Annotated in this window: 19 protein-coding genes; 9 read left to right on the top strand and 10 right to left on the bottom strand. The window is 62.0% G+C overall.

Features of this window, described 5'->3' with window-relative positions; all coding sequences use genetic code 11:
- Nucleotides 1-64: 64 nt before the first annotated feature.
- Nucleotides 65-1,480: an MFS transporter gene (locus BMY67_RS17695; protein ID WP_092774116.1), complete on the top strand. Its 1,416-nt coding sequence runs from the start codon at nucleotides 65-67 to the stop codon at nucleotides 1,478-1,480.
- A 143-nt stretch (nucleotides 1,481-1,623) separates the two neighbouring features.
- Complete coding sequence (locus BMY67_RS19185; RefSeq protein WP_143069910.1) at nucleotides 1,624-2,433, top strand: hypothetical protein; 810 nt, start codon at nucleotides 1,624-1,626, stop codon at nucleotides 2,431-2,433.
- Nucleotides 2,434-2,456: 23 nt separating this feature from the next.
- Here the strand turns inward: BMY67_RS19185 and BMY67_RS17685 are convergent, their stop codons facing one another.
- On the bottom strand, nucleotides 2,457-2,855 hold the full coding sequence (locus BMY67_RS17685; RefSeq protein ID WP_092774114.1) for an STAS/SEC14 domain-containing protein: 399 nt from the start codon (nucleotides 2,853-2,855) through the stop codon (nucleotides 2,457-2,459).
- Between the two features lie 171 nt (nucleotides 2,856-3,026).
- On the opposite strand from BMY67_RS17685, the gene BMY67_RS17680 reads away from it, so the two are divergent.
- Nucleotides 3,027-6,053, top strand: a complete 3,027-nt coding sequence (locus tag BMY67_RS17680; RefSeq protein WP_092774113.1) for a M16 family metallopeptidase — start codon at nucleotides 3,027-3,029, stop codon at nucleotides 6,051-6,053.
- A gap of 240 nt (nucleotides 6,054-6,293) precedes the next feature.
- Here the strand turns inward: BMY67_RS17680 and rpoN are convergent, their stop codons facing one another.
- Nucleotides 6,294-7,886, bottom strand: coding sequence for an RNA polymerase factor sigma-54 (gene rpoN, locus BMY67_RS17675; protein WP_092774112.1), 1,593 nt, complete (start codon nucleotides 7,884-7,886; stop codon nucleotides 6,294-6,296).
- Between the two features lie 247 nt (nucleotides 7,887-8,133).
- Here rpoN and asnS point away from each other — a divergent pair, with 247 nt between their 5' ends.
- Complete coding sequence (gene asnS, locus BMY67_RS17670; RefSeq protein WP_092774111.1) at nucleotides 8,134-9,540, top strand: asparagine--tRNA ligase; 1,407 nt, start codon at nucleotides 8,134-8,136, stop codon at nucleotides 9,538-9,540.
- Nucleotides 9,541-9,669: 129 nt separating this feature from the next.
- Here the strand turns inward: asnS and BMY67_RS17665 are convergent, their stop codons facing one another.
- Complete coding sequence (locus BMY67_RS17665) at nucleotides 9,670-9,918, bottom strand: hypothetical protein (protein WP_092774110.1); 249 nt, start codon at nucleotides 9,916-9,918, stop codon at nucleotides 9,670-9,672.
- A gap of 146 nt (nucleotides 9,919-10,064) precedes the next feature.
- Between BMY67_RS17665 and BMY67_RS17660 the strand changes: the two genes are divergently transcribed.
- On the top strand, nucleotides 10,065-11,711 hold the full coding sequence (locus tag BMY67_RS17660; protein WP_092774109.1) for an FAD-dependent oxidoreductase: 1,647 nt from the start codon (nucleotides 10,065-10,067) through the stop codon (nucleotides 11,709-11,711).
- A gap of 118 nt (nucleotides 11,712-11,829) precedes the next feature.
- On the opposite strand, the gene BMY67_RS17655 is transcribed toward BMY67_RS17660, so the two are convergent.
- Nucleotides 11,830-12,321: a hypothetical protein gene (locus BMY67_RS17655; protein WP_143069909.1), complete on the bottom strand. Its 492-nt coding sequence runs from the start codon at nucleotides 12,319-12,321 to the stop codon at nucleotides 11,830-11,832.
- A gap of 395 nt (nucleotides 12,322-12,716) precedes the next feature.
- Between BMY67_RS17655 and uvrA the strand changes: the two genes are divergently transcribed.
- The gene (uvrA, locus tag BMY67_RS17645; protein WP_092774106.1) at nucleotides 12,717-15,938 is read left to right on the top strand and encodes an excinuclease ABC subunit UvrA; all 3,222 of its coding nucleotides are present in this window, start codon (nucleotides 12,717-12,719) and stop codon (nucleotides 15,936-15,938) included.
- A 251-nt stretch (nucleotides 15,939-16,189) separates the two neighbouring features.
- Nucleotides 16,190-16,408: a hypothetical protein gene (locus tag BMY67_RS17640; protein ID WP_092774105.1), complete on the top strand. Its 219-nt coding sequence runs from the start codon at nucleotides 16,190-16,192 to the stop codon at nucleotides 16,406-16,408.
- A 493-nt stretch (nucleotides 16,409-16,901) separates the two neighbouring features.
- Here BMY67_RS17640 and BMY67_RS17630 read toward each other — a convergent pair whose 3' ends face one another.
- The 3 genes from BMY67_RS17630 to BMY67_RS17620 all read right to left on the bottom strand — a co-directional run bounded on the left by BMY67_RS17630 (nucleotide 16,902) and on the right by BMY67_RS17620 (nucleotide 18,395).
- Nucleotides 16,902-17,501, bottom strand: coding sequence for a DUF4142 domain-containing protein (locus BMY67_RS17630; RefSeq protein ID WP_092774103.1), 600 nt, complete (start codon nucleotides 17,499-17,501; stop codon nucleotides 16,902-16,904).
- Nucleotides 17,502-17,565: 64 nt separating this feature from the next.
- A complete protein-coding gene (locus BMY67_RS17625) occupies nucleotides 17,566-17,799 on the bottom strand; it encodes a hypothetical protein (RefSeq protein WP_092774102.1) in 234 nt (77 codons plus the stop codon).
- A gap of 44 nt (nucleotides 17,800-17,843) precedes the next feature.
- A complete protein-coding gene (locus BMY67_RS17620) occupies nucleotides 17,844-18,395 on the bottom strand; it encodes a DUF4142 domain-containing protein (RefSeq protein WP_177189908.1) in 552 nt (183 codons plus the stop codon).
- Between the two features lie 209 nt (nucleotides 18,396-18,604).
- Between BMY67_RS17620 and BMY67_RS17615 the strand changes: the two genes are divergently transcribed.
- Both BMY67_RS17615 and BMY67_RS19180 read left to right on the top strand, forming a co-directional pair.
- Nucleotides 18,605-19,471 (top strand): hypothetical protein, encoded by an 867-nt coding sequence (locus BMY67_RS17615; RefSeq protein WP_092774100.1) that lies wholly within the window; start codon nucleotides 18,605-18,607, stop codon nucleotides 19,469-19,471.
- 197 nt (nucleotides 19,472-19,668) lie between these two features.
- Nucleotides 19,669-20,076 carry a hypothetical protein gene (locus BMY67_RS19180; RefSeq protein WP_143069908.1) on the top strand — a complete coding sequence of 136 codons (408 nt, stop codon included), beginning with the start codon at nucleotides 19,669-19,671 and terminating at the stop codon, nucleotides 20,074-20,076.
- Nucleotides 20,077-20,163: 87 nt separating this feature from the next.
- Here the strand turns inward: BMY67_RS19180 and BMY67_RS17610 are convergent, their stop codons facing one another.
- From BMY67_RS17610 to queA, 3 genes are all read right to left on the bottom strand, one after another.
- Nucleotides 20,164-20,955 carry an enoyl-CoA hydratase-related protein gene (locus BMY67_RS17610; RefSeq protein ID WP_092774099.1) on the bottom strand — a complete coding sequence of 264 codons (792 nt, stop codon included), beginning with the start codon at nucleotides 20,953-20,955 and terminating at the stop codon, nucleotides 20,164-20,166.
- Between the two features lie 132 nt (nucleotides 20,956-21,087).
- The gene (locus BMY67_RS17605) at nucleotides 21,088-21,819 is read right to left on the bottom strand and encodes a 2-C-methyl-D-erythritol 4-phosphate cytidylyltransferase (protein WP_092774098.1); all 732 of its coding nucleotides are present in this window, start codon (nucleotides 21,817-21,819) and stop codon (nucleotides 21,088-21,090) included.
- Nucleotides 21,820-21,939: 120 nt separating this feature from the next.
- Nucleotides 21,940-22,989 carry a tRNA preQ1(34) S-adenosylmethionine ribosyltransferase-isomerase QueA gene (gene queA / locus BMY67_RS17600; RefSeq protein WP_092774097.1) on the bottom strand — a complete coding sequence of 350 codons (1,050 nt, stop codon included), beginning with the start codon at nucleotides 22,987-22,989 and terminating at the stop codon, nucleotides 21,940-21,942.
- Nucleotides 22,990-23,032: the final 43 nt, after the last annotated feature.

The raw sequence follows: 23,032 nt of genomic DNA, 5'->3' as shown, positions 1-23,032 counted from the left end.
GCGCTCTGAATGACGTTCTTCTCTACTCGCCTTCCACTCGTTCTCAACCCCTAACATCCCACGCATGGCCTCCCCCACCGCGGCCGTTTCGGCCGATACCCGCGACAAACCCCGCCTGAGCTTCTGGCAGATCTGGAACATGAGCTTCGGCTTTCTGGGCATTCAGTTCGGTTTTGCGCTGCAGAACGCCAACGTAAGCCGCATTTTTGAAACCTTGGGTGGCACCGAAATTGCCCTGTATTGGCTGGCCGCGCCCCTCACCGGCATGCTCGTGCAGCCCATCATCGGCTACATGTCGGACCGCACCTGGAGCCCGAAGTGGGGGCGGCGGCGGCCGTTTTTCCTGGTGGGCGCCGTGCTGGCTTCGCTGGCCCTGCTGGTAATGCCCAACGTGACGGCCCTCTGGATGGCGGTGGGCATGCTCTGGATTATGGATTCGAGCATCAACATCAGCATGGAGCCGTTCCGGGCCCTGGTCGGCGACCTGCTGCCCTCCGAGCAGCGCACCACCGGCTTCGCGGCCCAGACGTTCTTTATCGGGGTGGGCGCCGTGGTGGCCTCGGCCCTGCCCTGGATGTTCACCAACTGGCTGGGCATCAGCAATACGGCACCGGCCGGCCAGATTCCGCTGTCGGTGAAGTACGCCTTCTACATCGGCGGCGCCGTGTTCCTGGCGGCCGTGCTCTGGACGGTGTTCAATACCAAGGAGTATCCGCCCGAGAACCTGGTCGAGTTTGAGGAGGAAAAGCGCCGGACCGCCGGTTTCTGGAACGGCGTGCGCGAGTCGTTTGCCGGCATTTTCCACATGCCCAAAACGATGGCCCAGCTGGCCGTGGTGCAGTTTTTCAGCTGGCTGGCGCTGTTTTCGATGTGGATTTACACCACGCCCGCCGTCACCAGCCACATCTACCACACCACCGACACTACCTCCAAGCTCTACAACGAGGGCGCCGACTGGGTAGGCATCTGCTTCGCCGTCTACAACGGCGTATCGGCCATTGCGGCGCTGCTGCTGCCGCTGGTGGCCCGCCGGACCAGCCGCCGCGTTACGCACCTGCTATGCCTGGTGGCCGGCGGCCTGGGCCTGATTTCGATTTATTTCATCCAAGACCCCAACATGCTGCTGCTCTCGATGGTGGGCGTGGGCGTGGCCTGGGCCTCTATTCTGAGCGTGCCCTACGCCATGCTGGCCGGGGCGCTGCCGGCCAACAAAATGGGCTACTACATGGGCGTGTTCAACTTTTTCATCGTGATTCCGCAGGTGGTAGCGGGCTTGATTCTGGGCTTTTTCACCCAGCACGTTTTCCACGGCGAATCGGTGTACACGCTGGTGCTGGGCGGCTGCTCCATGATTATCTCGGGCCTGCTCACGCTGCGCGTCGACGATGCCGACGACATCCGCCTGCCCGCCGCCGAGCAAACAATCCAGACCAGCTCGCCCGGCTACGACACCACCGTCGAATCGGACCCGCGCCTGTAAGGTTGCGGCCTTTAGGCAGCAAAAAGCCGGTTTCCTGCGTGCAGGAAACCGGCTTTTTGCTTGTTAGATTTACTCGTTGAACTATCCTTAAACTCTTTCGGCCGGACAGACAATTTGCCCGGAAGAAGCGTCGTTTTCCACCTATGCGTCGATTCTATATTCTACTATTCGTTATACTCTCCTGGGCGGACTCAGGGGAGGTTTTCGCCCAAAAAACGCTTTATCTGGATGCTCAGATAGGCGGGCAATATGCTTTTGCCGAAGGGGCGCACTTGGGCCTCGGCAAACGGCCCTTCAAAGGGCATAATTTCCTGCTAGATTATTTTGTAGCACCCATGTTGCGCCTGCAATTCAATGGAAGCTACGGAATCTCCTTAGGATATTCGGGTGGTGGGCTAGGCTGGGGCTACAAACTTCAAGTCCCAAAATCGATAAGCCATAGCCCTTACGGAGGTGTTTATGCCGGTAAAGCAGTAAGCGTTTATCTGGATCGGATTCCGGTGTTATTCAATCACACCGTCACCCGGTTCGATTTCAAGGAGGTTAATGCCGATCAGGAGTTGTATCTGCTTTCCGTGAAGATTGATATGTTCGCCGGCGGCGGCGTGAATTACGTGCGGGGTTTTTGCGAATCCTGCAACTTAAGCGGTGGCTTTATTTCACCTCAAGACACCATTATTTTTCGCCAGCAACCCGCTATTGTGCGCCATTGGGGGGGCTACGTTACCGCCGGCGCAACTGCCCGGGTCTACCGCCTGGGCAGGGAGAAGTTCAACGTAACGCTGTTTCTCAACCAAGGCCTTACCACCATGATGGAAGTGCCGGTGCAGTACACCTACAACAGCGGACGGGGCTCGATCAAACTGCACGTCCGAGGATCCGGCGTAGGGCTATTGGCCGCCGTACCTATTCGGCTGAAGACGTTCGATAAGCCGCTATTGCCAAAGCAGTAAATTCTGGCGTTACGCCGACCACATCATCCTGCCCCCAGCCAGGCGTAGGCGGGCGCTTCCTCCACGAACACCCGGATTTCGAGGGAGTCGGAGGCGTCGGCGTTCAGTTCCCGGAGGCGGGCGGCCAGCGTGTCGGCGTGGTAGGGAGTGGTGAAGTAGGCGATGCGGCGCATGGCAGCAGACAAAGTGGCCTGCAGTTCGGCCCGGAAATCGTGCAGCACCCAGAGCAGGTCGGTGGGGTCGGCCAGGCCGCGGCTGCGCAGGTCGATAAGCCAGCAGCCGGCCTGCTCGGCCCGGGCCAGCCGGAGGGCGGCCTCGTAGCCGGCCCGGTGCTCGGCGGGAGTGGCAACCCGCGTCCAGCGCATAATCAGCAGCTGCAAATCGGGGCGGAAGGAGATGAGGACGTAGTCGGTAACGGGCATCGGCAGAGACAGGCAGGCAACGGGGCAAAGGTACGGCTGGTGAGTCGGTGGATGACAGCACCTCATTGCACCGACTCATGCATTCACCGCGTGCAACTCCGGTTGATGCGGATTTGTCCTTGCCTGCGTATCTTCCAGCCGCAATCCATTTCACTTCATTCCTACCCATTTATGACGCGCAACCACCTGTTGCTGCTGGGCCTCGGCGCCACGCTATCCGTTCAGCCCGCACTGGCCCAGAAAAAAGCCGCCCCCGCTGCCAAGGCCACTACCACCGCCAGCACCATGGGCGGGGCCCGGCTGGTCGAGAAAGTCACCAAGAAGCCCGGCGAGCTGGTGATTCCCTACGAGAAGTACGTGCTGCCCAACGGCCTGACCGTGGTGGTGACCGAAGACCATTCCGACCCGCTGGTGCACGTAGATGTAACCTACCACGTGGGTTCGGCCCGCGAGCAGATTGGCAAGTCGGGCTTTGCCCACTTCTTCGAGCACATGATGTTCCAGGGCTCCGACAACGTGGGCGACGAGCAGCACTTCAAGCTCGTAACGGCGGCCGGCGGCACGCTCAATGGCTCTACCAACCGCGACCGGACCAACTACTACGAAACCGTACCCAGCAACCAGCTCGAAACCGCGCTCTGGCTTGAAGCCGACCGCATGGGTTTCCTGCTCGACGCTGTAACCCAGCAGAAGTTCGAGGTGCAGCGCGCGACGGTGAAAAACGAGCGGGGCCAGAACTACGACAACCGCCCCTACGGCCTGGCCTCCGAGAACGTCTCGAAGACGCTCTACCCCTACGGCCACCCCTACAGCTGGCTCACCATCGGCTACCTCGAAGACCTCGACCGCTCCGACGTCGACGACCTGAAGAACTTCTTCCTGCGCTGGTACGGGCCCAACAACGCCACCCTCACGGTGGGCGGCGACGTGAAGGCGGCCGACGTGGTGCGCCTGGCTGCAAAATACTTCGGCTCTATTCCGAAGGGCCCCGCCGTGGCCGCCCAGAAGCTGCCCGCCCCGGTGCTGAACAAGGACCGCTACGTGAGCTACCAGGACAACATCCGCTTCCCGATGCTGCAGCTCGTGTTCCCGACGGTGCCCGCCGGCCACCCCGACGAGTACGCGCTGGATGCGCTGGCCGAAATCATTGGCCAGGGCAAGAACTCGCTGCTCTACAAAAACCTCATCAAGCCCCAGCGCGCCGTGCAGGCCCAGGCCTACAACTCCACCTCGGAGCTGGCCGGCGAGTTTACGATGGTGATGCTGCCCTTCCCCGGCAAAACCCTCGACAGCCTCGAACTGGTAGCCCGCAACTCGCTGGCCGAGTTTGAGCGCACGGGTGCTACCGCCGAGCAGGTGGCCCGCTTCAAGTCGAGCACCGAGGCGCAGGTAGTGAACAGCCTGGCCAGCGTGAGCGGCAAGGTGAGCCAGCTGGCGGCCAACCAGACCTACTACAACAACCCCAACCGCCTGCCAATGGAGCTGAAGGCGTTGCGGGCCGTTACGCCGGCCGATGTGAACCGGGTGTACAACCAGTACATCAAGGGTAAGCACGCCGTTATCCTGAGCGTAGTGCCCAAGGGCGGCGCCATCGCCCCCCTGAAGCCCGACAACTTCACGGCCTCGAAGGACGGCTACAAGGCCCCCAACTACGGCTACGAAGGCCTCACCTACACCAAGCCCACCGACAACTTCGACCGCACCAAGCAGCCCAAGGGCGGCACCGCGCCGCTGGTACAGGTGCCCGTGGTATGGCAGAGCAAGCTCGATAACGGCCTGCGCCTGATGGGCAACCGCAACACCGAGATTCCGACCGCCACCATGCTGCTCACCATCCGGGGCGGCCGCCGCCTCGAGCAGCTCAACCGCAACCAGGCCGGCATTGCCAGCCTCACGGCGGCCATGCTGAACGAGGGCACCGAGAAGTACACCGCCGAGCAGTTCAGCTCGGAGCTCGACAAGCTCGGCAGCGCCATCCGGGTGAGTGCCGGCGACGACAACACGACCGTGTACGTGCAGAGCCTGACCAAGAACCTGCCCGCCACGATGGCCCTGCTGGAGCAGCGCCTGCTGCACCCGCGTTTCGATGAGGCCGATTTTGCCCGCCTCAAAAAGCAGGCCCTCGAAGGCATTGCCAACCAGGTAACCCAGCCGGTGCTCATCGCCAACAAAACCTTCGACCGGCTGGTGTACAACCCGGCCGACATCATGAGCGTGCCTTCCAGCGGCACGGCCGCCACGGTGGGCAGCATCACGCTCGCCGATGTGAAGAAGTTCTACCAGGATTACTACGCGCCCAACGTGAGCTACCTCGTGGCCACCGGCGACGTAGACCAGGCCACGCTGACCAAGCAGCTGGGCTTCCTCAACGGCTGGCAGCAGAAGCAGATCAGCCTGCCGGCCGGCGAAACCGCCACCCAGCCCGACAAGACGCGCATCTACTTCGTGAACAAGGACGGCGCCGCGCAGTCGGAAATCCGGGTGGGCTACCTCTCGCCCCTCACCTACGACGCCACCGGCGACTACTACCGCGCCTACCTGAGCAACTACCTGCTGGGCGGCGCCTTCAACTCGCGCATCAACCTGAACCTGCGCGAAGACAAGGGCTACACCTACGGCGCCCGCTCGGGCTTCCAGGGCACCCGCTACGCCGGTCCGTACACGGCCTCGGCCGGCGTGCGCGCCGATGCCACGGCTGCTTCGGTGAAGGAATTCATGTCGGAAATCAAGAACTACCGCAATGGTATTACCGACGACGAGCTGCAGTTCCTGCAGGCTTCGGTTGGCCAGAGCGACGCGCTCAAGTATGAAACCGGTCAGCAGAAGGCCTTCTTCCTGAGCCGCCTGCTCGAATACGACCTGCCCCTCGACTACGTGAAGCAGCAGAGCGACATCCTCAAAAACCTCAAGAAGGAGGACGTGCAGGGCATTGCCCAGAAGTATCTGCCCGCCGACAACATGTACATCGTGGTAGTAGGCGACCGGACCAAGGCCTTCCCCGGCCTGACGGAGCTGGGCTACGAGGTTGTGGAGCTCGACAACGACGGCAACCGCGTAACAGCCGCCGCCACCTCTACCACCACGCCCGAGGCCCTGGCCCCCGGCCAGGACATGGAGAAGATGAAGGTGGTAACCAAGGACGAAAACGGCAAGAAGAAGCGCAAGTCCAAGCGCGACAAGGACAAGGGGAAAGACTAATTCCTGGTCGGATGCCAACTAAAAACGGCCCGGCTCGCGCAGTGCGAGCCGGGCCGTTTGGCGTTTACCTCACCCCCCGGCCCCCTCTCCTCGGGGAGAGGGGGAGCCACGGCGGAGCTATTAGCTGACAGCTGCTAGCTTCCCTTTAACGGAAAAAGCTAACAGCTAATAGCTACTGGCTAAGAACTAAATCATCAGGCTCCCCCTCTCCCCGAGGAGAGGGGGCCGGGGGGTGAGGTGCTACAGCTCCTTGCGCAGCCGGGCCACCGGGATGTTGAGCTGCTCGCGGTACTTGGCTACGGTGCGACGGGCAATGTTGTAGCCGCGGGCGTTGAGCATTTTCTCCAGCTTGTCGTCGGAGAGCGGCTTTTTCTTCTGCTCGCCCTCGATGATTTCCTTCAGGATATACTTCACCTCGCGCGAGCTGGCATCCTCGCCCGAGTCGGTGGCAATGCCTTCGGAGAAGAAGTACTTGAGCGGGTAGATACCGAACTCGGTCTGCACGGCTTTCGAGTTGGCCACCCGGCTCACGGTACTGATGTCCATGCTGATTTCCTGGGCAATGTCTTTCAGAATCATGGGCCGCAGCTTGCTTTCGTCGCCCTCCTCGAAGAACTCGCGCTGGTAGCGCACAATGGCGTCCATGGTGCGCAGCAGCGTGTTCTGGCGCTGCCGGATGGCATCAATAAACCACTTGGCCGAGTCGAGCTTCTGCTTGACGAACGTCACGGCCTCCTTCATCTTTTTGTCCTTCTTGGAGGCCTTGTCGTAGGCCCGGAACATCTCGGTGTAGGCCGGCGACACACGCAGCTCGGGGGCGTTGCGGGTGTTGAGCGTGAGGTTGAACTGGCCGTTGTCGTGGCTGAGCAGGAAGTCGGGGATGATGTACTGGATTTTGCCGCCGCCCACCGGCCCACTGCCGCCCGGCTTGGGGTTGAGCTTGAGAATGAGGCCGATGGCTTCCTTTATTTCGTCGTCTTCCAGGTCGAGCTTCTGCTGAATGCGCTGGTAGTGCTTCTTGGTGAACTCCTCGTAGGTGTCCTGCAGGATGCGCTCGGCGTTTTCCACGGTTTCCTCCTGGGGGCGGCGCTCCAGCTGCAGCAGCAGGCACTCCTGCAGGTCGCGGGCGCCAATGCCGGCCGGGTCGAAGGTCTGCACCACGTGCAACACGCCCTCCACTTCGGGCACGCTCACCTCCAGGTTCTGCGAGAAAGCCAGGTCGTTAGCAATGGCCGAGAGGTCGCGCCGGATGTATCCGTCGCCATCGATGGAGCCGATGAGCTGGCGGCCGATGGTTTGCTGGCGCTCATCGAGGCCCGAGAAGCCGAGCTGGCTGAGCAGGTTGTCCATGAGCGAACCGCTGGTGTCGGCCAGGGGCATTTCGCGGCCGTCGTCGTCGTCGCCGGGGCCGTCGCCCTGCATCTTATAGCCCGCAATTTCGTCGTCGTTGAGGTAGTCGCTCAGGTCGAGGTCGTCGGCGGATTCAGAGCTGGATTCCGGGGCTTCGGCGGGTTCCTCCTTTATGGGCAGCTCCACTTCGGGCTGCTCGTCGCGCTGGTCGGCGTCGTAGTCCTCGTCGAGGGTATTGTCGGGGTTGTCGAGGGCCGCGTCGGGGTCGTCGTAGTCGTCGTCCGAATCATCGTCGCCGCTGTCGAGGTCGTCGAACTCGTCCTCGGGCTCGTCCTCGCCTTCTTCCAGGGCCGGATTTACTTCCAGCTCCTCCTTGATGCGCGCCTCCAGCTCGGCCGTCGGAATCTGGAGCAGCTTGATAAATTGAATCTGTTGTGGGCTCAGCTTCTGCGAAAGAAGCTGCTTCATGTCCAGTCGTTGCATACGCTCGAAAACGGTACGCCCCGCCGGGTTTTCGGCATGGGGGTAGGTAAGCCAAATGTAGCCCTTCTGTACTTGAATCGGGAAGGAAAAGTTGGGCTGTAGCCCGAACCATTGCCCGACTGTAGCGCGAAGCTCCCGCTTCGCGCATCGTTGAACGATTACCAGCGGCGCGGCTGTCAGCAACGATACGCGAAGCGGGAGCTTCGCGCTACATTTCTACCTTTACAGCCAACTTACGACTCCAACCATGTCTGACCTCCGAAAAACCAGCGTGCAGGACCTGCTGCGTAGCCAAGACCTCGACCGCGAGGTGCTGGTGAAAGGCTGGGTGCGCACCCGCCGCGGCAACAAATACGTGCAGTTCATCGCCCTCAACGACGGCTCGGGCTTCCACTCCATTCAGGTGGTGGCCAACGCCGAGCAGTTTCCGGAGGATAAGCTACGGGCCGAGGGCGTGGAAAACGGCGCCGCCATTGCCGTGCGCGGCAAGCTGGTGGCCTCGCAGGGCAAGGGCCAGGCCGTTGAAATTCAGGCCGATGAAATAACAGTGTACGGCTCGGCCGACCCGGCCGTGTACCCGCTCCAGAAGAAGGGCCACTCGCTGGAATTCCTGCGCGAAATTGCCCATCTGCGCCCCCGCACCAACACGTTCGGGGCCATTCTGCGCATCCGGCACGCCATGGCGTTTGCGGTGCACCAGTACTTCAACGACCACGGCTTTTACTACGTCCACACGCCCATCGTGACGGGTTCCGACGCCGAGGGCGCGGGCCAGATGTTCCGCGTAACCACCCTACCCGACCAGAACGCGCCGCTTACCGAGGACAAATCGGGCGTGGATTACACCCAGGATTTCTTCGGTAAGCAAACCAACCTCACCGTGTCGGGGCAGCTGGAGGCCGAGGTGGCCGCCATGGCGCTGGGCAAGGTCTACACGTTCGGGCCCACCTTCCGGGCCGAAAACTCCAACACCGCCCGCCACCTGGCCGAGTTCTGGATGATTGAGCCCGAAGTGGCCTTCAACGACCTGCAGGACAACATGGACCTGGCCGAGGACTTCCTCAAAAGCCTCGTCCGCTACGCCCTGGCCCATTGCGAGGATGACCTCAAGTTCCTCAACGAGCAGTACGACAAGGAGCTGCTGACGCGCCTGCAGTTCGTGGTCGACAACGACTTCCAGCGCCTGACTTACACCGAGGCCGTCGAAATCCTGAAGGTCGCCAAGCAGAAGTTTGAGTTCCCGGTAGATTGGGGCACCGACCTGCAGAGCGAGCATGAGCGGTATTTGGTGGAGAAGCACTTCAAGAAGCCAGTTATCCTCACCGATTACCCCAAGGATATCAAGGCCTTCTACATGAAGCTCAACGACGACGGCCAGACGGTGCGCGCCATGGACGTGCTGTTCCCCGGCATCGGCGAAATCATTGGCGGCTCGCAGCGCGAGGAAGACCTGACCAAGCTGAAGGACCGCATGGCCGCCATGCACGTGCCCGAGCACGAACTCTGGTGGTACCTGGAGCTGCGCCAGTACGGCACCGCGCCGCACGCCGGCTTCGGCCTGGGCTTCGAGCGGCTCATCCTCTTCATCACCGGCATGGCCAACATCCGCGACGTCATCCCCTTCCCCCGCTTCCCCGGCAGCGCAGAGTTTTAGATCACCGATTTCTGCTGCTGATTAATCGTGATTCCCCTGATTATAAGCAAGTAACCTGCTTCTTTCTAACAACGGCCGACCCTCTTTAGGGCCGGCCGTTGTTTTGTGGGGATGCCTATTAAGCCGGCCTCAGCAGTAAGTCCGCAGCTCCTTGTCGTCTACGGCCAGCAGGTTGTCCAGCCGCAGCTCGAAGCCGTCGGCCAGGCGCAGGTACTCCACTTTGTCCTGAATGTATAGATCCTGAATGATGCCATGGTAGGTGCTGGGGGGCGTGTCGGGCTCGGTGCGGTAGGTGAGGGTGCAGGGCTGGCCGGTGGTGGCGCGGGCCTCCAGCTCGTCGTAGAACGAGCAGTTGATGGGTTGATAAGCAGCGGGCATAGCGAAAGGGGTTAGAGGGTTTCTGCTTGTACGCGCGGCCGGGCCCGCAGGATGGGCGGGGCAGCGGCCGTTGCCCAAAAGACCGAGGCAACAACCCGGCTCTGCTTCCGCCCGTTGCCTAAGCAGCCACTCACCACTCCGCCGCCATGCCCCCCGAAATCGACCTTGCCCCTGCCGACGCCCTCCGGGATGGCGAAATGCACGCCTACCCCGCCACGCCCGACGTGGAGGTACTGCTTGTGCGCCGTCAGGGCCAGTATCGGGCCCTGGCCGCCCGCTGCCCGCACTACGGCGCGCCGCTCGAAAAAGGCCGCATCATCAACGACCAGCTCATCTGCCCCTGGCATCACGCGTGCTTCCGGGTCGATGATGGCCACCTGTGCCAGCCGCCGGCCCTCGACGACCTGCCCACCTACCCCGTGCGCGTGGCCGACGGCCGGGTGTGGGTGACGCTGCCCGCCCACCCCACGGCCGCCGCCGAAAGCCCCGACGCCACGCCCACGGCCCTGGTGGGCGGCACCCCACCCGGCCCCGACCGCGCCGCCCCCGACCCGCGCACGTTCGTGCTGGTAGGCGCCGGAGCGGCCGGGCAGTTCGCGGCCCAGACGCTGCGCGCCGAAGGTTTCGGCGGCCGACTTGTGCTGGTCGGTGCCGACCCGGCCGCGCCCTACGACCGCACCAAGCTCAGCAAAGCGTTTCTGGCCGGCAAGGCCGATAAAAAGGCGCTGCCATTGCGCCAGGCCGATTTCTATCAGCGGCACCAAATCGAAATCCTGACCGACACCCGCGTTACCGGCCTGAACTTGCGGCAGCGCCAGCTGCAGCTCGAAGGCCGCGACCCGCTGCGCTACGACAAGCTACTGCTGGCGCCCGGCTGCCAGCCCAACACCCTGCCCCAGCTGCCCGGCCACGAGTTGGCCGGCGTGCTGCCCCTGCGCACCGCCCAGGATGCCGTCCGGATTCGCGAAGCGGCTACCAATGCCCGGCATGTCGTCATCATCGGCAGCAGCTTTATCGGGATGGAAGCCGCGGCCAGCCTGGCCGCCGAAGACGAGGCCGCCGGCAACAAGAACCGGCGTATCACGGTCATTGCCCGCGACAAAGAGCCGTTTATGAACGTGTTGGGACCCAAAATCGGGGCCATGTTCCGCAACCTGCACCGCCGCCACGGGGTGCGGTTTAGGGCCGAAGCGGACGTGCAGGCCCTGGAGGGCGAAAACGGCCGGGTGACGGCCGTGCGCCTGGCTTCGGGCCAGCGCCTGCCCGCCGATGTGGTGGTATTGGGCGTGGGCGTGCGGCCGGCCACCGGGTTTCTGGCGGAGGCCTTCGAGCTGGAAAAAGACGGCGGCCTACGCGTAGACGCGCACCTGCGGGCGGCCGAGCACGTGTACGTAGCCGGTGATGTAGCCCTGTTTCCGCTGGCGGCCGGCCTGGGCCAGCACCGCGTCGAGCACTGGCGGCTGGCCCAGCAGCACGGAGCCTGCGCCGCCCGCAACATGCTGGGCCAGGAAGTGGCTTTTGCCGAGGTGCCCTTCTTCTGGACCCAGCAGTTTGGCAAAAGCCTGCGCTACGCCGGCCACGCCACCGAGTGGGACGAAATCATCTTCCACGGCGACGTGCGCCGCCAGAATTTCCTGGCCCTCTACGCCCACCGCAACCGCCTGGTAGCCGCCGCCGCCCTGGGCCGCGACGACGACATGCTGGTGATTATGGAACTGCTGCGCCGCGACCAGATGCCCACGCCCACCGCCGCCCGCCGCAAAACCAACTGGGCCAGGCTACTGGACGGCTAACGCAGCGAGTGGCGCAGACTATTGCGCAAACTCTACCTAAGCCAAAGCGAGCCGGCCTCTCCGCAGAGAAACCGGCTCACTTTTTCCTGAGCTGGCTGCCCGCTCGGGTTCGAAGCCGCTAGTGCTTGCCTTTGCCGTGGCCCTTATCGTAGCCTTTGCCCGCTTTGTACTTTTTGCCCTTGCCCTCCTGCACGTACACGGCCGGGCCGGTGGGCACAACGTACACGGCCCGGGCCTTTTTGGCCTGGCCAGGCGGCATGCCGTGCGGATGGCCCTTTTTAGGATATTTCACCCGATGTTCCTGGATAAGCACCCAGGGCTGCGCGCCCACATAGTTGATGACGACCGGGTGAAACGAGTTGGTAGCGTAGCCATTAATGGTCTTCAGCTTTTTCCATTTGCCATCGCGCCGCACCACATATTGCTGGTCGCGCAGGTCGTAATAGCCACCCACTTCCGGAATGTAGTAGTACTGCGTGCCCGCGGGTACGGCCGGCCCCCAGCTGGGCGGGTTCACGTTGATGGTTACCTGCGCCTGGCCCGGCAGGCTGGAGGCAGCCAAAGAGGCGGTTAGCGCCGCCGTGAGCAGGAATCTGGAAGTAGTACGCATATAACTGAGGGGCTGAAGTGAAAAGAAAGCACTGCCGGCAGGCAGCCCGGCCGGGGCCGCCTACACTGGTAGCCGGGGCGCTGGCGGGGCAGTTGGCAAAAATGAAACCAACCTGGTTTTGGCCACTAACGGCCGGCTTGTACGCAGCGGCTCCGCTGAGCTGCTGCAGTCGCCCGAAAGCGGCGGCCGGTCTGGCTGGCCGCCCCCCTCTTTCGGCCAGTTGGGCGGAGAAGTTCAGGCGGCCGGGCACAAACCAGCGGCTTCGGCTGTTATGCTCCGTCTGGCCGCTGCCTCCGCGGGGCCCGCCGCCGAAACTGCCTGACTGAAAAGCTATTCGCATTAGTCATCGGGCCGCGTTTCGCTTATCTTTGCCGACTTATCCGCTCCGCTGCCGCATGGCCAAAAAATCAACTGCCGCTTCCGCTTCTTCCGCTACGAAAACCGCCCCGGCCCCCAAAGCTAAAAGGGCTGCTAAACCGGCCCCTACTATTGAAAAATCATCTAAGAAGGCCTCGAAAGCGGCTTCAGACACAGAGGTCTTAACCAAGTCGGCCCTGGCCGAGGCCGAGCCGGCCAAAGCGCCCCGCGTGGCCCGCACGGGCAAGGCCACCAGCGCCAGCCAGCCCAGCGCCGGCACCGTTTCGGTGGCCGCCGCCGTGGCCGATGGCAACGGGCACCACAGCACGGCCGCCGTGCAGGCCGTGCCCCGGGCCGAAGTGGTGAGCGAAACCATTGCCGAAAACCGCGCCCCGATTGGCGGGCAATTGCTCGGCCCCGCTGATTTGGAAGCACCCTACATTGAGGTGTACGGGGCCCGGGAGCACAACCTCAAGAACGTATCGGTGCAGATTCCGCGGGGGCGGCTGGTGGTGTTTACCGGCATTTCGGGCTCGGGCAAGTCGTCGTTGGCTTTCGATACGATTTATGCCGAGGGCCAGCGCCGCTACATGGAGACGTTTTCGGCCTACGCCCGCTCGTTTATGGGCGGGCTGGAGCGGCCCGATGTGGACAAAATCGAGGGCCTGTCGCCGGTTATCAGCATCGAGCAGAAAACCACCTCGCGCAACCCGCGCTCCACGGTGGGCACCATCACCGAAATCTACGACTTCCTGCGCCTGCTCTACGCCCGCACGGCCGAGGCGTTCAGCTACGCCACGGGCCAGAAGATGATTCGGCAGAGCGACGACCAGATTATCAACTACATCCTGCAAGAGTACGACGGGCGCAAGCTGGTAGTGCTGGCGCCCGTGGTGAAGGGCCGTAAGGGGCACTACCGCGAGCTGTTTCAGCAGGTAGCCAAGCTGGGCTTTACCAAGGTGCGGGTCGATGGCGAGCTGCTCGACCTGACGCCCAAAATGCAGGTCGACCGCTACAAAATCCACGACATCGAAATCGTGATTGACCGGCTGGTGGTGAAGGAGGACGACCGGTTCCGGCTCTCGGGCTCGGTGCAGAACGCGCTTACCCAGGGCAAGGGCACCATGCTCGTGCTCGACCCCGACAGCAAGAAAAAGGACAACACCCAGTTCTTCTCGCGCTTTCTGATGGACCCGGCCACCGGCATCGCCTACGACGACCCGGCGCCCAACACGTTCAGCTTCAACTCGCCCTATGGCGCCTGCCCCACCTGCAATGGCCTGGGCCAGGTGCAGGAAATCACCGAGGAAACGGTCATGCCCGACCTCAAGCTCACCATCAGCCGCGGCGGCATCGCGCCGCTGGGCGAGTACCGCGACATCTGGATTTTCCAGCAGCTGGGCCAGATTCTCAAGCGCAATAAGGCCAGCCTGAGCACGCCCCTACACAAGCTGGACCCTGGGCTGCTCCAGCACCTGCTCTACGGCATCACCGAAGACGAAGCCGACGACCCCAAGCTGCCTGGCTACGCCGAGCCGTTCGAAGGCATTATCCCGTTTCTGCGCCGCCAGATGGACTCCGAGTCGGACAACATCCGCGAGTGGATTCAGCAGTACACCCAGGCCCAGGAGTGTCCCGAGTGTCACGGCTACCGGCTCAAAAAGGAAAGCCTGCACTTCAAAATCGACGGCCGGCACATCGGCGAGCTGTCGGTGATGGACCTGAGCGAGTTGGCCGACTGGTTTGTGGGCCTCGAAGACCGCCTCTCGGAGCGCCAGAACCTGATTGCCCGCGAGCTGCTCAAGGAAATCCGCAAGCGCATCGGCTTTTTGCTCGAAGTGGGGCTGGACTACCTGAACCTGCACCGCTCGGTGCGCACGCTCAGCGGCGGCGAAAGCCAGCGCATCCGGCTGGCCACCCAAATCGGCACCCAGCTCGTGGGCGTGCTCTACATCATGGACGAGCCCAGCATCGGCCTGCACCAGCGCGACAACGAGCGCCTCATTAAGGCCCTCCAGCACCTGCGCGATTTGGGCAACTCGGTGATTGTGGTGGAGCACGACAAGGACATGATTATGCACGCCGACCACGTGCTCGACATCGGCCCCGGCGCGGGCATCCACGGCGGCCACATCGTGGCCCAGGGCACGCCCACCGAGATTTTCAGCTCCGGCTCGCTCACCTCGCAATACCTGAGCGGAGCCAAGCACATTGAGCTACGCAAGAAAAAACGCAAGGGCGAAGGCAACGAGCTGATTTTGCGCGGCGCGAAAGGGCACAACCTCAAGAACGTAACGGCCAGAATCCCGCTGGGCAAGCTGGTGGCCGTAACGGGCGTGTCGGGCTCGGGCAAGTCCAGCCTCATCCACGACACGCTCTACCCCATCCTCAATCAGCACTTTTTCAAGGCCAAGCGCGAGCCGCTGGCCTACGATAAGATTGAGGGCCTGGAGTTTATCGATAAGGTAATTGAGGTGGACCAGTCGCCGATTGGCCGCACGCCCCGCTCGAACCCGGCCACCTACACCGGCGTGTTCACTGAAATCCGCCAGCTGTTTGCCAACCTGCCCGAGTCGAAAATCCGGGGCTACGGGCCCGGCCGGTTCTCGTTCAACGTGAAGGGCGGGCGCTGCGAAACCTGCGAAGGGGCCGGCATCCGCACCATCGAGATGAACTTCCTGCCCGACGTGCACGTGCCCTGCGAAACCTGCAAGGGCCGCCGCTACAACCGCGAAACCCTGGAGGTGCGCTTCAAGGGCAAGTCCATCACCGACGTGCTCGACATGACGGTGGAAAAGGCCGTGGAGTTCTTCGAGTTTCAGCCCCGCATCCTGCGCAAAATCCAGACCCTGCACGAAGTGGGCCTGGGCTACCTCACGCTGGGTCAGCAGGCCACCACGCTTTCGGGCGGCGAGGCCCAGCGCGTAAAGCTGGCCACCGAGCTAAGCAAAAAGGACACCGGCAAAACCTTTTACATCCTCGACGAGCCCACTACCGGCCTGCATTTCGAAGACATCAACCACCTGGCCGTCGTCCTGCACAAGCTCGCCGACAAGGGCAACACCGTCCTCATCATCGAGCACAACCTCGACCTCATCAAGGTAGCCGACTACCTCATCGACATCGGCCCCGAGGGCGGCGCGGCCGGCGGCACCATCGTGGCCCAGGGCACGCCCGAGGCCGTGGCCAAGGCCGGCAAGGGCCACACCGCCCGCTTCCTGGCCGAAGAACTGCGCACGAGCAAGTACGCGGAGGCATAGTAAACGCCGCGCTTATCAGTGTTGGAAGGCCGGTTACCGCAGGGTGGCCGGCCTTCTGCTTTAACCGACAACGGCAAAACCGCCGAAACAATAATTACCTGCTTTTGCTGCTAAATCGGCAATAATAGTGGCCTATAATTGATTGTAATATCTAAGTAAGTACTCACCCTCAGATAAATTTCTATTCCCGAATATTTGTTATGCTTCTATTATTTCCCTAGTTTGAGGGCTTCTATTCCTCTTCCTGCCCTATGAAAGTTCTGGTTTTCCCTGCTCTGCTCGCCATTGCCATCATCACCGGCCCGCCTAAGCCCGGCACCAACCCGACCTCTGTTCCCCAAGCCAACGCCTCACTGACCGTCGCCAACGCTGCGCCAGAAAAAACCACTCAGCTGCCCGCAAACGATGCGGCTACTTCAACCAAAGACGCAGTTGGTCAGTTGCCCCGGCAGGCAGCGGCTACCAAGTAAACAGACGGAGCCCGCCGCGTTTAACCGCCTGCCCGAAACGGTTCAGGCATGGTACGCGCGCAACCGCCGCTGATAAGGGCGGTTGCAGGGCCCCATCAGTGCCCAGATACAGCAGGCTGTACCGGCTTAGGCAGGGCCAGCTGAAGGCGGCAATCAGCAGCAGGCTCCGGACGAAAGCGCTGACCGGGACCAGGGCACGCCACAGGTCAAGGTCGGGATACTGGAGGGCGTCGTGCTCGTGCAAAGGACTTTTTGCCATCCATTATGGTATACTTAGCGGAGAGTAGCCGCCCAACGCGCTGAAATAGAACTTCAGCGTTTTTCCGATAACCTTCTGTCAACCAGCGTTATCCAGCTTAGCGCCAGTTACTCCAAAATGCCTGAATGCCTCTTCGCGGCGGGTGTGGCCGGGCAGACTTGACGCACCAGAAACAAAAAAAGCCGCCACGCCGGAAGGCGTAGCGGCTTTCTAGTTCATCTTAACCGGCTAAGCCTACATGCCCATGGCACCGGGCAGTTGCTTGGCTTTCTCCAAGTGTGCCTGAATGGTAGGCAGCACTTTGGTAGCAAAAGCCTTCACTTCGGCATCTTTGCCGTTCTGGATTTCGCTCTGGAATGCGTCCACCGTTTTCTGGTGGTCGGTTACCATCTGCTGGGCGTATTTCTGGGCCAGTGGCTCGCCGCTGAGCTTTTCCATTTCGGCCTTCAGGGCCATGTGTTCAGCGTCCATGTCGGTGGGCAGCATCACGTTTTTGCTTTTGGCAATCGGCTCCAGCTCGCTGCCGGCTTTGGTGTGGTCGGCTACCATCATGCTGGCGTACTCCTTGGCGGCGCCACTCACGCCTTTATCCATGGCCAGCTTGCTGAGGCCCATTTCGTTGTGGCCGCCGGTGGCGACCATCTTCATGAAGTCCTCGTCCGTCATCATGGCGGCCGGGTTGCCGGCATCCATCATGGTGTCGGCCACCATGCCATCATTCATGGCGGTGGTGTCGGTGGCAGTAGTCGTGGTGGTGGTGTCGGTGGTGGGGTTGCAGGCCGTAACGGCCAACAGGGCGCCGGCGCTTAGCACGGCTGAAAAAGAGAGTTTCATAAATGGATTTGGTTGGGTTGGAAATAAATAGTGGTGAAAGAGCAAGTGCGGACAAGCGGCCGGTTTAGCGGCTCATGGTGGTATCGGCGGCCAGCGCCGAGTCGGCGTTGGCGGTTACGGTAGGGCCGGCGTTGTTGTCAATCACCACGGCATCGGCCTTCACCCCGCCCTGGTCAGCGGCGTTATCGATGTCGCTCACGGCTTCACCGGCGGTACCATCGGTGCGGGTTTCGGTGTTGCAGCTGCCCAGGGCGAGGGTGGCCGCCAGGGCCAGGCAGGAGAAGAAGCTCAGTTTCATAAGGTTGGAAAAAGCGATGAAAACAATAAACGGGGGAGGTAGAATTAAGGTTTGAGCTTGCTGTGAAGGTCGTCGGCGGCCCGCTTCAGGTCTTCCAGCACCGCCTTTTGCCGGGCCGCCAGGGGGGGCAGATCGGTGTCGTACGAGTCGGTTTGCAGGCTTTCGTTGGTGTCGAGGGCCTTCTTAAGGGTGCGGGTCAGCGACTCTTCAAACTTCTGGTCGAAGGCGGCACCGTTGAGGGCGGTCATTTCGCCCACCTGCCGGGCCTGGCTCTCGCCCAGGCCGGTAGGCAGCACCAGGTTTTTCTGCCGGGCCAGCGCCTGCACCTCATTAAGCAGCGGACCGACCTGGTTGATGACGTTCTGGGCCACGTACTTGGCATCGGCCGAGGTGGCCTTGCGCTGGGCAATCTGGCTCATTTCGAGCATCTCCATCTGGTAGCTGGCCATTTCCACGACCATGGAAGCATCCGTAATCTGGCGCTTGGTAATGTTCTGCTCGTTTATGCGTTTCTCGTTTTGAAATTTTGCATCGAATACGGGGTCGTTGTTGCTGGCGGAACCCGAGCAGGCCGCCAGGGCCGGCAGCAGTAACATAAGACAAGCAGCACGGGAAAATAGCATCAGATCAGGAGGTTGAGAAACAAAGAAGTATCTGCGCCTATACGCGGCCCACGGAATCGGGTTGGCGGGCGGGCGGGCAAAATAAGTTCCCCGAAGCCTTAAACTTTTTGACCGGGGCTGCCTCTAACCGCCGAAAACCGGTTTGCCAGTTCCTCTTTCACTCTTTCATTTTTCTCTTCCTCATGAAGCGCCCCACCTTCCGCCTTTTGAGCATGGCCGCCCTGGCCGGCTCCACCCTGCTGTTGCCCGCCTGCGACAAGGCCAGCGACTCGCAGACGAGCCCCGCTCCCACCGCCACCGAGCTATCGGCCCAGGACCAGAGCCTGGCCGAGGACGAAACCGCCGCTCTGGCCGACCTGACCGATGCCGCCGCCCCCACTGAGGCCGCCACCCCCAACAGCCCCGCCGCCGAAGCCGACGACCTCGCCCGCCTGGCCGGCCGCTGCCTGACGCGCACCTACGATGCCGCTACGCGCACGCTCACCCTCGATTTCGGCCCCACCAACTGCGTAGGGCCCAACGGCGTGGCCCGGCGCGGCAAAATCGTGACGGTTTTCAATGGCCCGCTGCGCGAAGCCGGCGCCACCAAAACCATTACGCTCGTCGATTATTACCGCAACGACAACCAGCACACCGGTACCCGCACCATCACCGGCCTCGGCGGCGGCTCCTGGAGCCTGGTGGTGCAGAACGCCAGCATCAGCACGCCCACCGGCACGCACTCCTGGACCGCCAGCCGCACTTACACCCGCACCGCCGGCCAGGGCACCCGCACGCTCACCGACGATGAATATACCGTAACCGGCCAGACCAGCGGCACCAACCGCAAAGGCGTGGGCTACACCGCTACCATCGCCCAGCCGCTGCTCAAGAAATTCCAGCCCGGCTGCGCCCGCACGTTTGTGGCCGGCACAGTGGCCATTGTAACCGACAAGGACAAGCAGGCCCTGCTCAACTACGACCCCAGCGGCACCCAGGCCTGCGACAATCTGGCCTCCATCACCGTCAACGGCGCTACCCGCACCATCCGCGTCGGGGGCGGCATGTGAGCTTCCCGGTTTCCACCGAAAGAATGGGCTTCACTACCACCCTTGCGTGGGTTAGTGAAGTCCACTTTTTTAAGCAGAATTTAATAAAAACGACTGATTGGGAGGATTTTTTATAAATAATATATTTAAATCAGCATTTAAATGAAAAAACAATAATACATTGGCTTATCCTCTCACACTTTCACATCCATTCTGCTATGAAGAAAAACAGCTTCACCCACATTTTATCAGGCTTAGGCATGCTGGCGCTAGCCAGTTGCTCGATTACACCTGAAGCAGCGGCGCCAATCACCGCTAAGCAATCGGCTAACAGTGTCGCACCTGAGTGTCCCGGCGGCGACTGCTCTGGCGGCGGCAGTGGCGGCGGCTCTACTTCACCATGCGTAGCGCCGACCAGCACCATCTCGGCTCGTATTAAAAGAGAAGCCTTCCTGTACGCTCGTCAGATGAACTGGACGCCCGAGCAAGTAATAATTGGCACAGAGGGCTGTAACGGCGTCTACCCCTTCAGTTTGGAGTTTATACGCGACAGAGATGGTAAAGCACTCTGGGTTGGCGGCCGCTACAGTGGCGGCACCATCGATATGGATTATATTCAGCCCTGACAATTCGTCGATTCAGTAAAGAAAGCCCCGTAATACCAGCGTATTACGGGGCTTTTTTCAAGAACGGGCCACCGGAGGAAGGCCTGTTTACTTCCCCTTAAATTCGGGCTTGCGCTTTTCCAGGAAGGCCTGCACTCCCTCGCGGTAGTCGCCCGACTCGCCGGCAATCTGCTGGCAGTGGGCCTCGTAGTCGAGCATTTCGTCGAGCGTGGCGGTGGCGGCCTTGTTGAGCATCTGCTTGATGAGGCCGATGCTTTGGGTAGGCGCGGCGGCGTAGCGGGCGGCCAGGGCGTAGGTGGCCTCATCGAGCTGCTCGGGCGCTACCATCTGGTTCACCAGGCCCAGGCGGAGGGCCTCCTCGGCCGTTACCTTCGAGCCCAGCGTGCACAGTTCGAAAGCCTTGAGCGTACCCACCAGCCGGGGCAGAAACCACGACGAGCCGGAGTCGGGCACCAGCCCGATGTTGATGAACACCTCAATCAGCGAGGCCTCCGACGAGGCCACAATGGCGTCGCAGGCCAGGGCCAGCGAGCAGCCGGCGCCGGCGGCCACCCCATTCAGGCGGCACACAATGGGTTTAGGCAGCGCCCGCATAGCCCGGATGATGGGGTTATAGCGCTTGTGCAGCGAGTCGTAGAAGGAGCGCGGCTGGCCCTCGGCGGCCTCGGCCTCGCGGCTGGCCTTTAGGTCCTGGCCCGAGCAGAAGGCCCGGCCGGCACCCGTGAGCACCACGGCCCGCACGCTGGCGTCGCGCGCCACCTGCTTCAGCGCGTCCTGCAGCTCGTAGCTCTGGGCATCATCAAAGGCATTAAAAACGTCGGGGCGGTTGAGCGTGATGGTGGCCACGCCATCGGGGCGCACGTCGTAGAGTAAAGACATTAGTGCAGTAGTAAGTTGGTAAGCAAAGAAACGTCATTCAGAGCGAAGCGAAGAATCTCGCGGGCTGACAGTAGGCTACTGGCACAACATCAGCCCGCGAGATTCTTCGCTTCGCGCTGAATGACGTTCTTCTTATAAGCTCACTTCACTCCGCAACAACGCCTCGGCCACGTACAAGTCTTCGGCCGTCGTGATTTTGAGGTTGCGGTAGTCACCTTCCACCAGCTGAATGGGGTGCAGGTCTTCCACCACGCTGGCGTCGTCGGTGAAAGTGCTGAGCTCGGGCAGCTGGTAGGCGCGGCGCAGCAGGGCCAGACTGAAGCACTGCGGGGTTTGCACGAGGCGCAGGCGGGCGCGGTTGAGGGCGTAGCTGCCCTGCTGGCTGAGGTTGCGCACCGAATCTTTGGGAACCACGGCCGCGACGGCGGCGCCATGGTTGTGGGCGGCCTGGTAGGTGGCCTCAATCACAGCGCGGGGCGTGAGGGGGCGCACGCCATCGTGCACGGCCACCACGCCGCCTTCCTGGTCGGCCAGGTGGGTTAGGCCGGCGCGCACCGAGGCCCAGCGGGTGGCTCCGCCCACCACCAGCGCGTGCGGAATCTGCACCGCGTACTGCGCGCACAGCGCCTGCCAGGTTTCCAGCTGCCCGGCCGGCAGCACCACCACCAGCTCGCTTATGCCCAGGGCGGGGTCGGCGAAGCGGCGCAGCGTGTGCAGCAGCACCGGCTCGCCGGCCAGCGCCAGAAACTGCTTGGGCCGGTCGGCGCCCATGCGCGTGCCGCTGCCGCCCGCCACAATGATGGCGTAGCGGGCAGTAACGGGACCTTTGGGGTTTGGGGGGCTGGCGGCTTCAGACTGGTTCATGGCAACGGCGTAGGGCGCAAATAAGGCAATCGGCACAAAAAACGCCGGCTGCTACTCGTGAAAGTAGCAGCCGGCGTAGCCTGTTTCAAACGGCAGGACGATAGCCTGAGACCTGAAAAGTTAGATGATCAGCATGGCGTCGCCGTAGCTGAAGAAGCGGTACTTCTCCTTGATAGCCAGCTTGTAGGCCTCAATCAGCAGATCGTGGCCGGCGAAGGCCGAGGCCATCATCATCAGCGTGCTCTCCGGGGTGTGGAAGTTGGTGAGCAGGGCGTTGGCAATTTTGAAATCGTAGGGCGGGAAGATGAACCGGTCGGTCCAGCCCTCGTTGGCCTTGAGGCGGGTGTGGGCCGAAACCGACGACTCCATGGCCCGCATGGCCGTGGTGCCGATGGCGCAAACGCGCTTCTTGGCATCGAGGGCCTTGTTTACCACCACGGCAGTCGTGCCGGGCACCACGAAGTTCTCCGAGTCCATCTTGTGCTTGGTCAGGTCCTCCACATCCACGGTGCGGAAGGTACCCAGGCCGATGTGCAGCGTTACCGGCGCCACCTCGATACCCTTGATTTCCAGGCGCTTCATTACCTCGCGGGTGAAGTGCAGGCCGGCCGAAGGGGCAGCCACGGCGCCGATGTTGTTGGCGTAAATCGTCTGGTAGCGCTCCTTGTCGGCCGCCTCGGTGTCGCGGGTGATGAACTCCTTCGGAATCGGGGTTTCGCCCAGGCTGTAAAGGGCCTTGTAGAAGTCCTCGGGCGGGCCATCGTAGAGAAACTTGATGGTGCGGCCGCGCGACGTGGTGTTGTCGATTACCTCGGCCACCATATCCGACTCGCCGAAGTAGAGCTTGTTGCCCACCCGGATTTTGCGGGCCGGGTCCACGAGCACATCCCAGAGGTGAATTTCGGTGTTCAGCTCGCGGAGCAGAAATACCTCGATCTGGGCGCCGGTTTTTTCCTTGTTGCCGAACATGCGGGCCGGAAACACCTTCGTGTCGTTCACCACAAACACGTCGCCTTCGTCGAAGTACTCCAGGATGTCTTTGAAAGAGCGGTGCTCGATTTTGCCACTATCCCGGTGCAGCACCATCAGGCGCGACTCGTCGCGGTTTTTGGCCGGGTGCTGGGCCACCAGATTCTCGGGCAATTCGAATTTGAACTCAGAAAGCTTCATGGGCCAGACAGGGCAATAGTTGGGGAAACTAGTAAAAAAATCG

The organism is Hymenobacter actinosclerus (genome assembly GCF_900111515.1).
GTDB classification, from domain to species: domain Bacteria; phylum Bacteroidota; class Bacteroidia; order Cytophagales; family Hymenobacteraceae; genus Hymenobacter; species Hymenobacter actinosclerus.
Note: the sequence above shows the minus strand (reverse complement) of the source record. Positions and strands in the feature narration are given on the sequence as shown.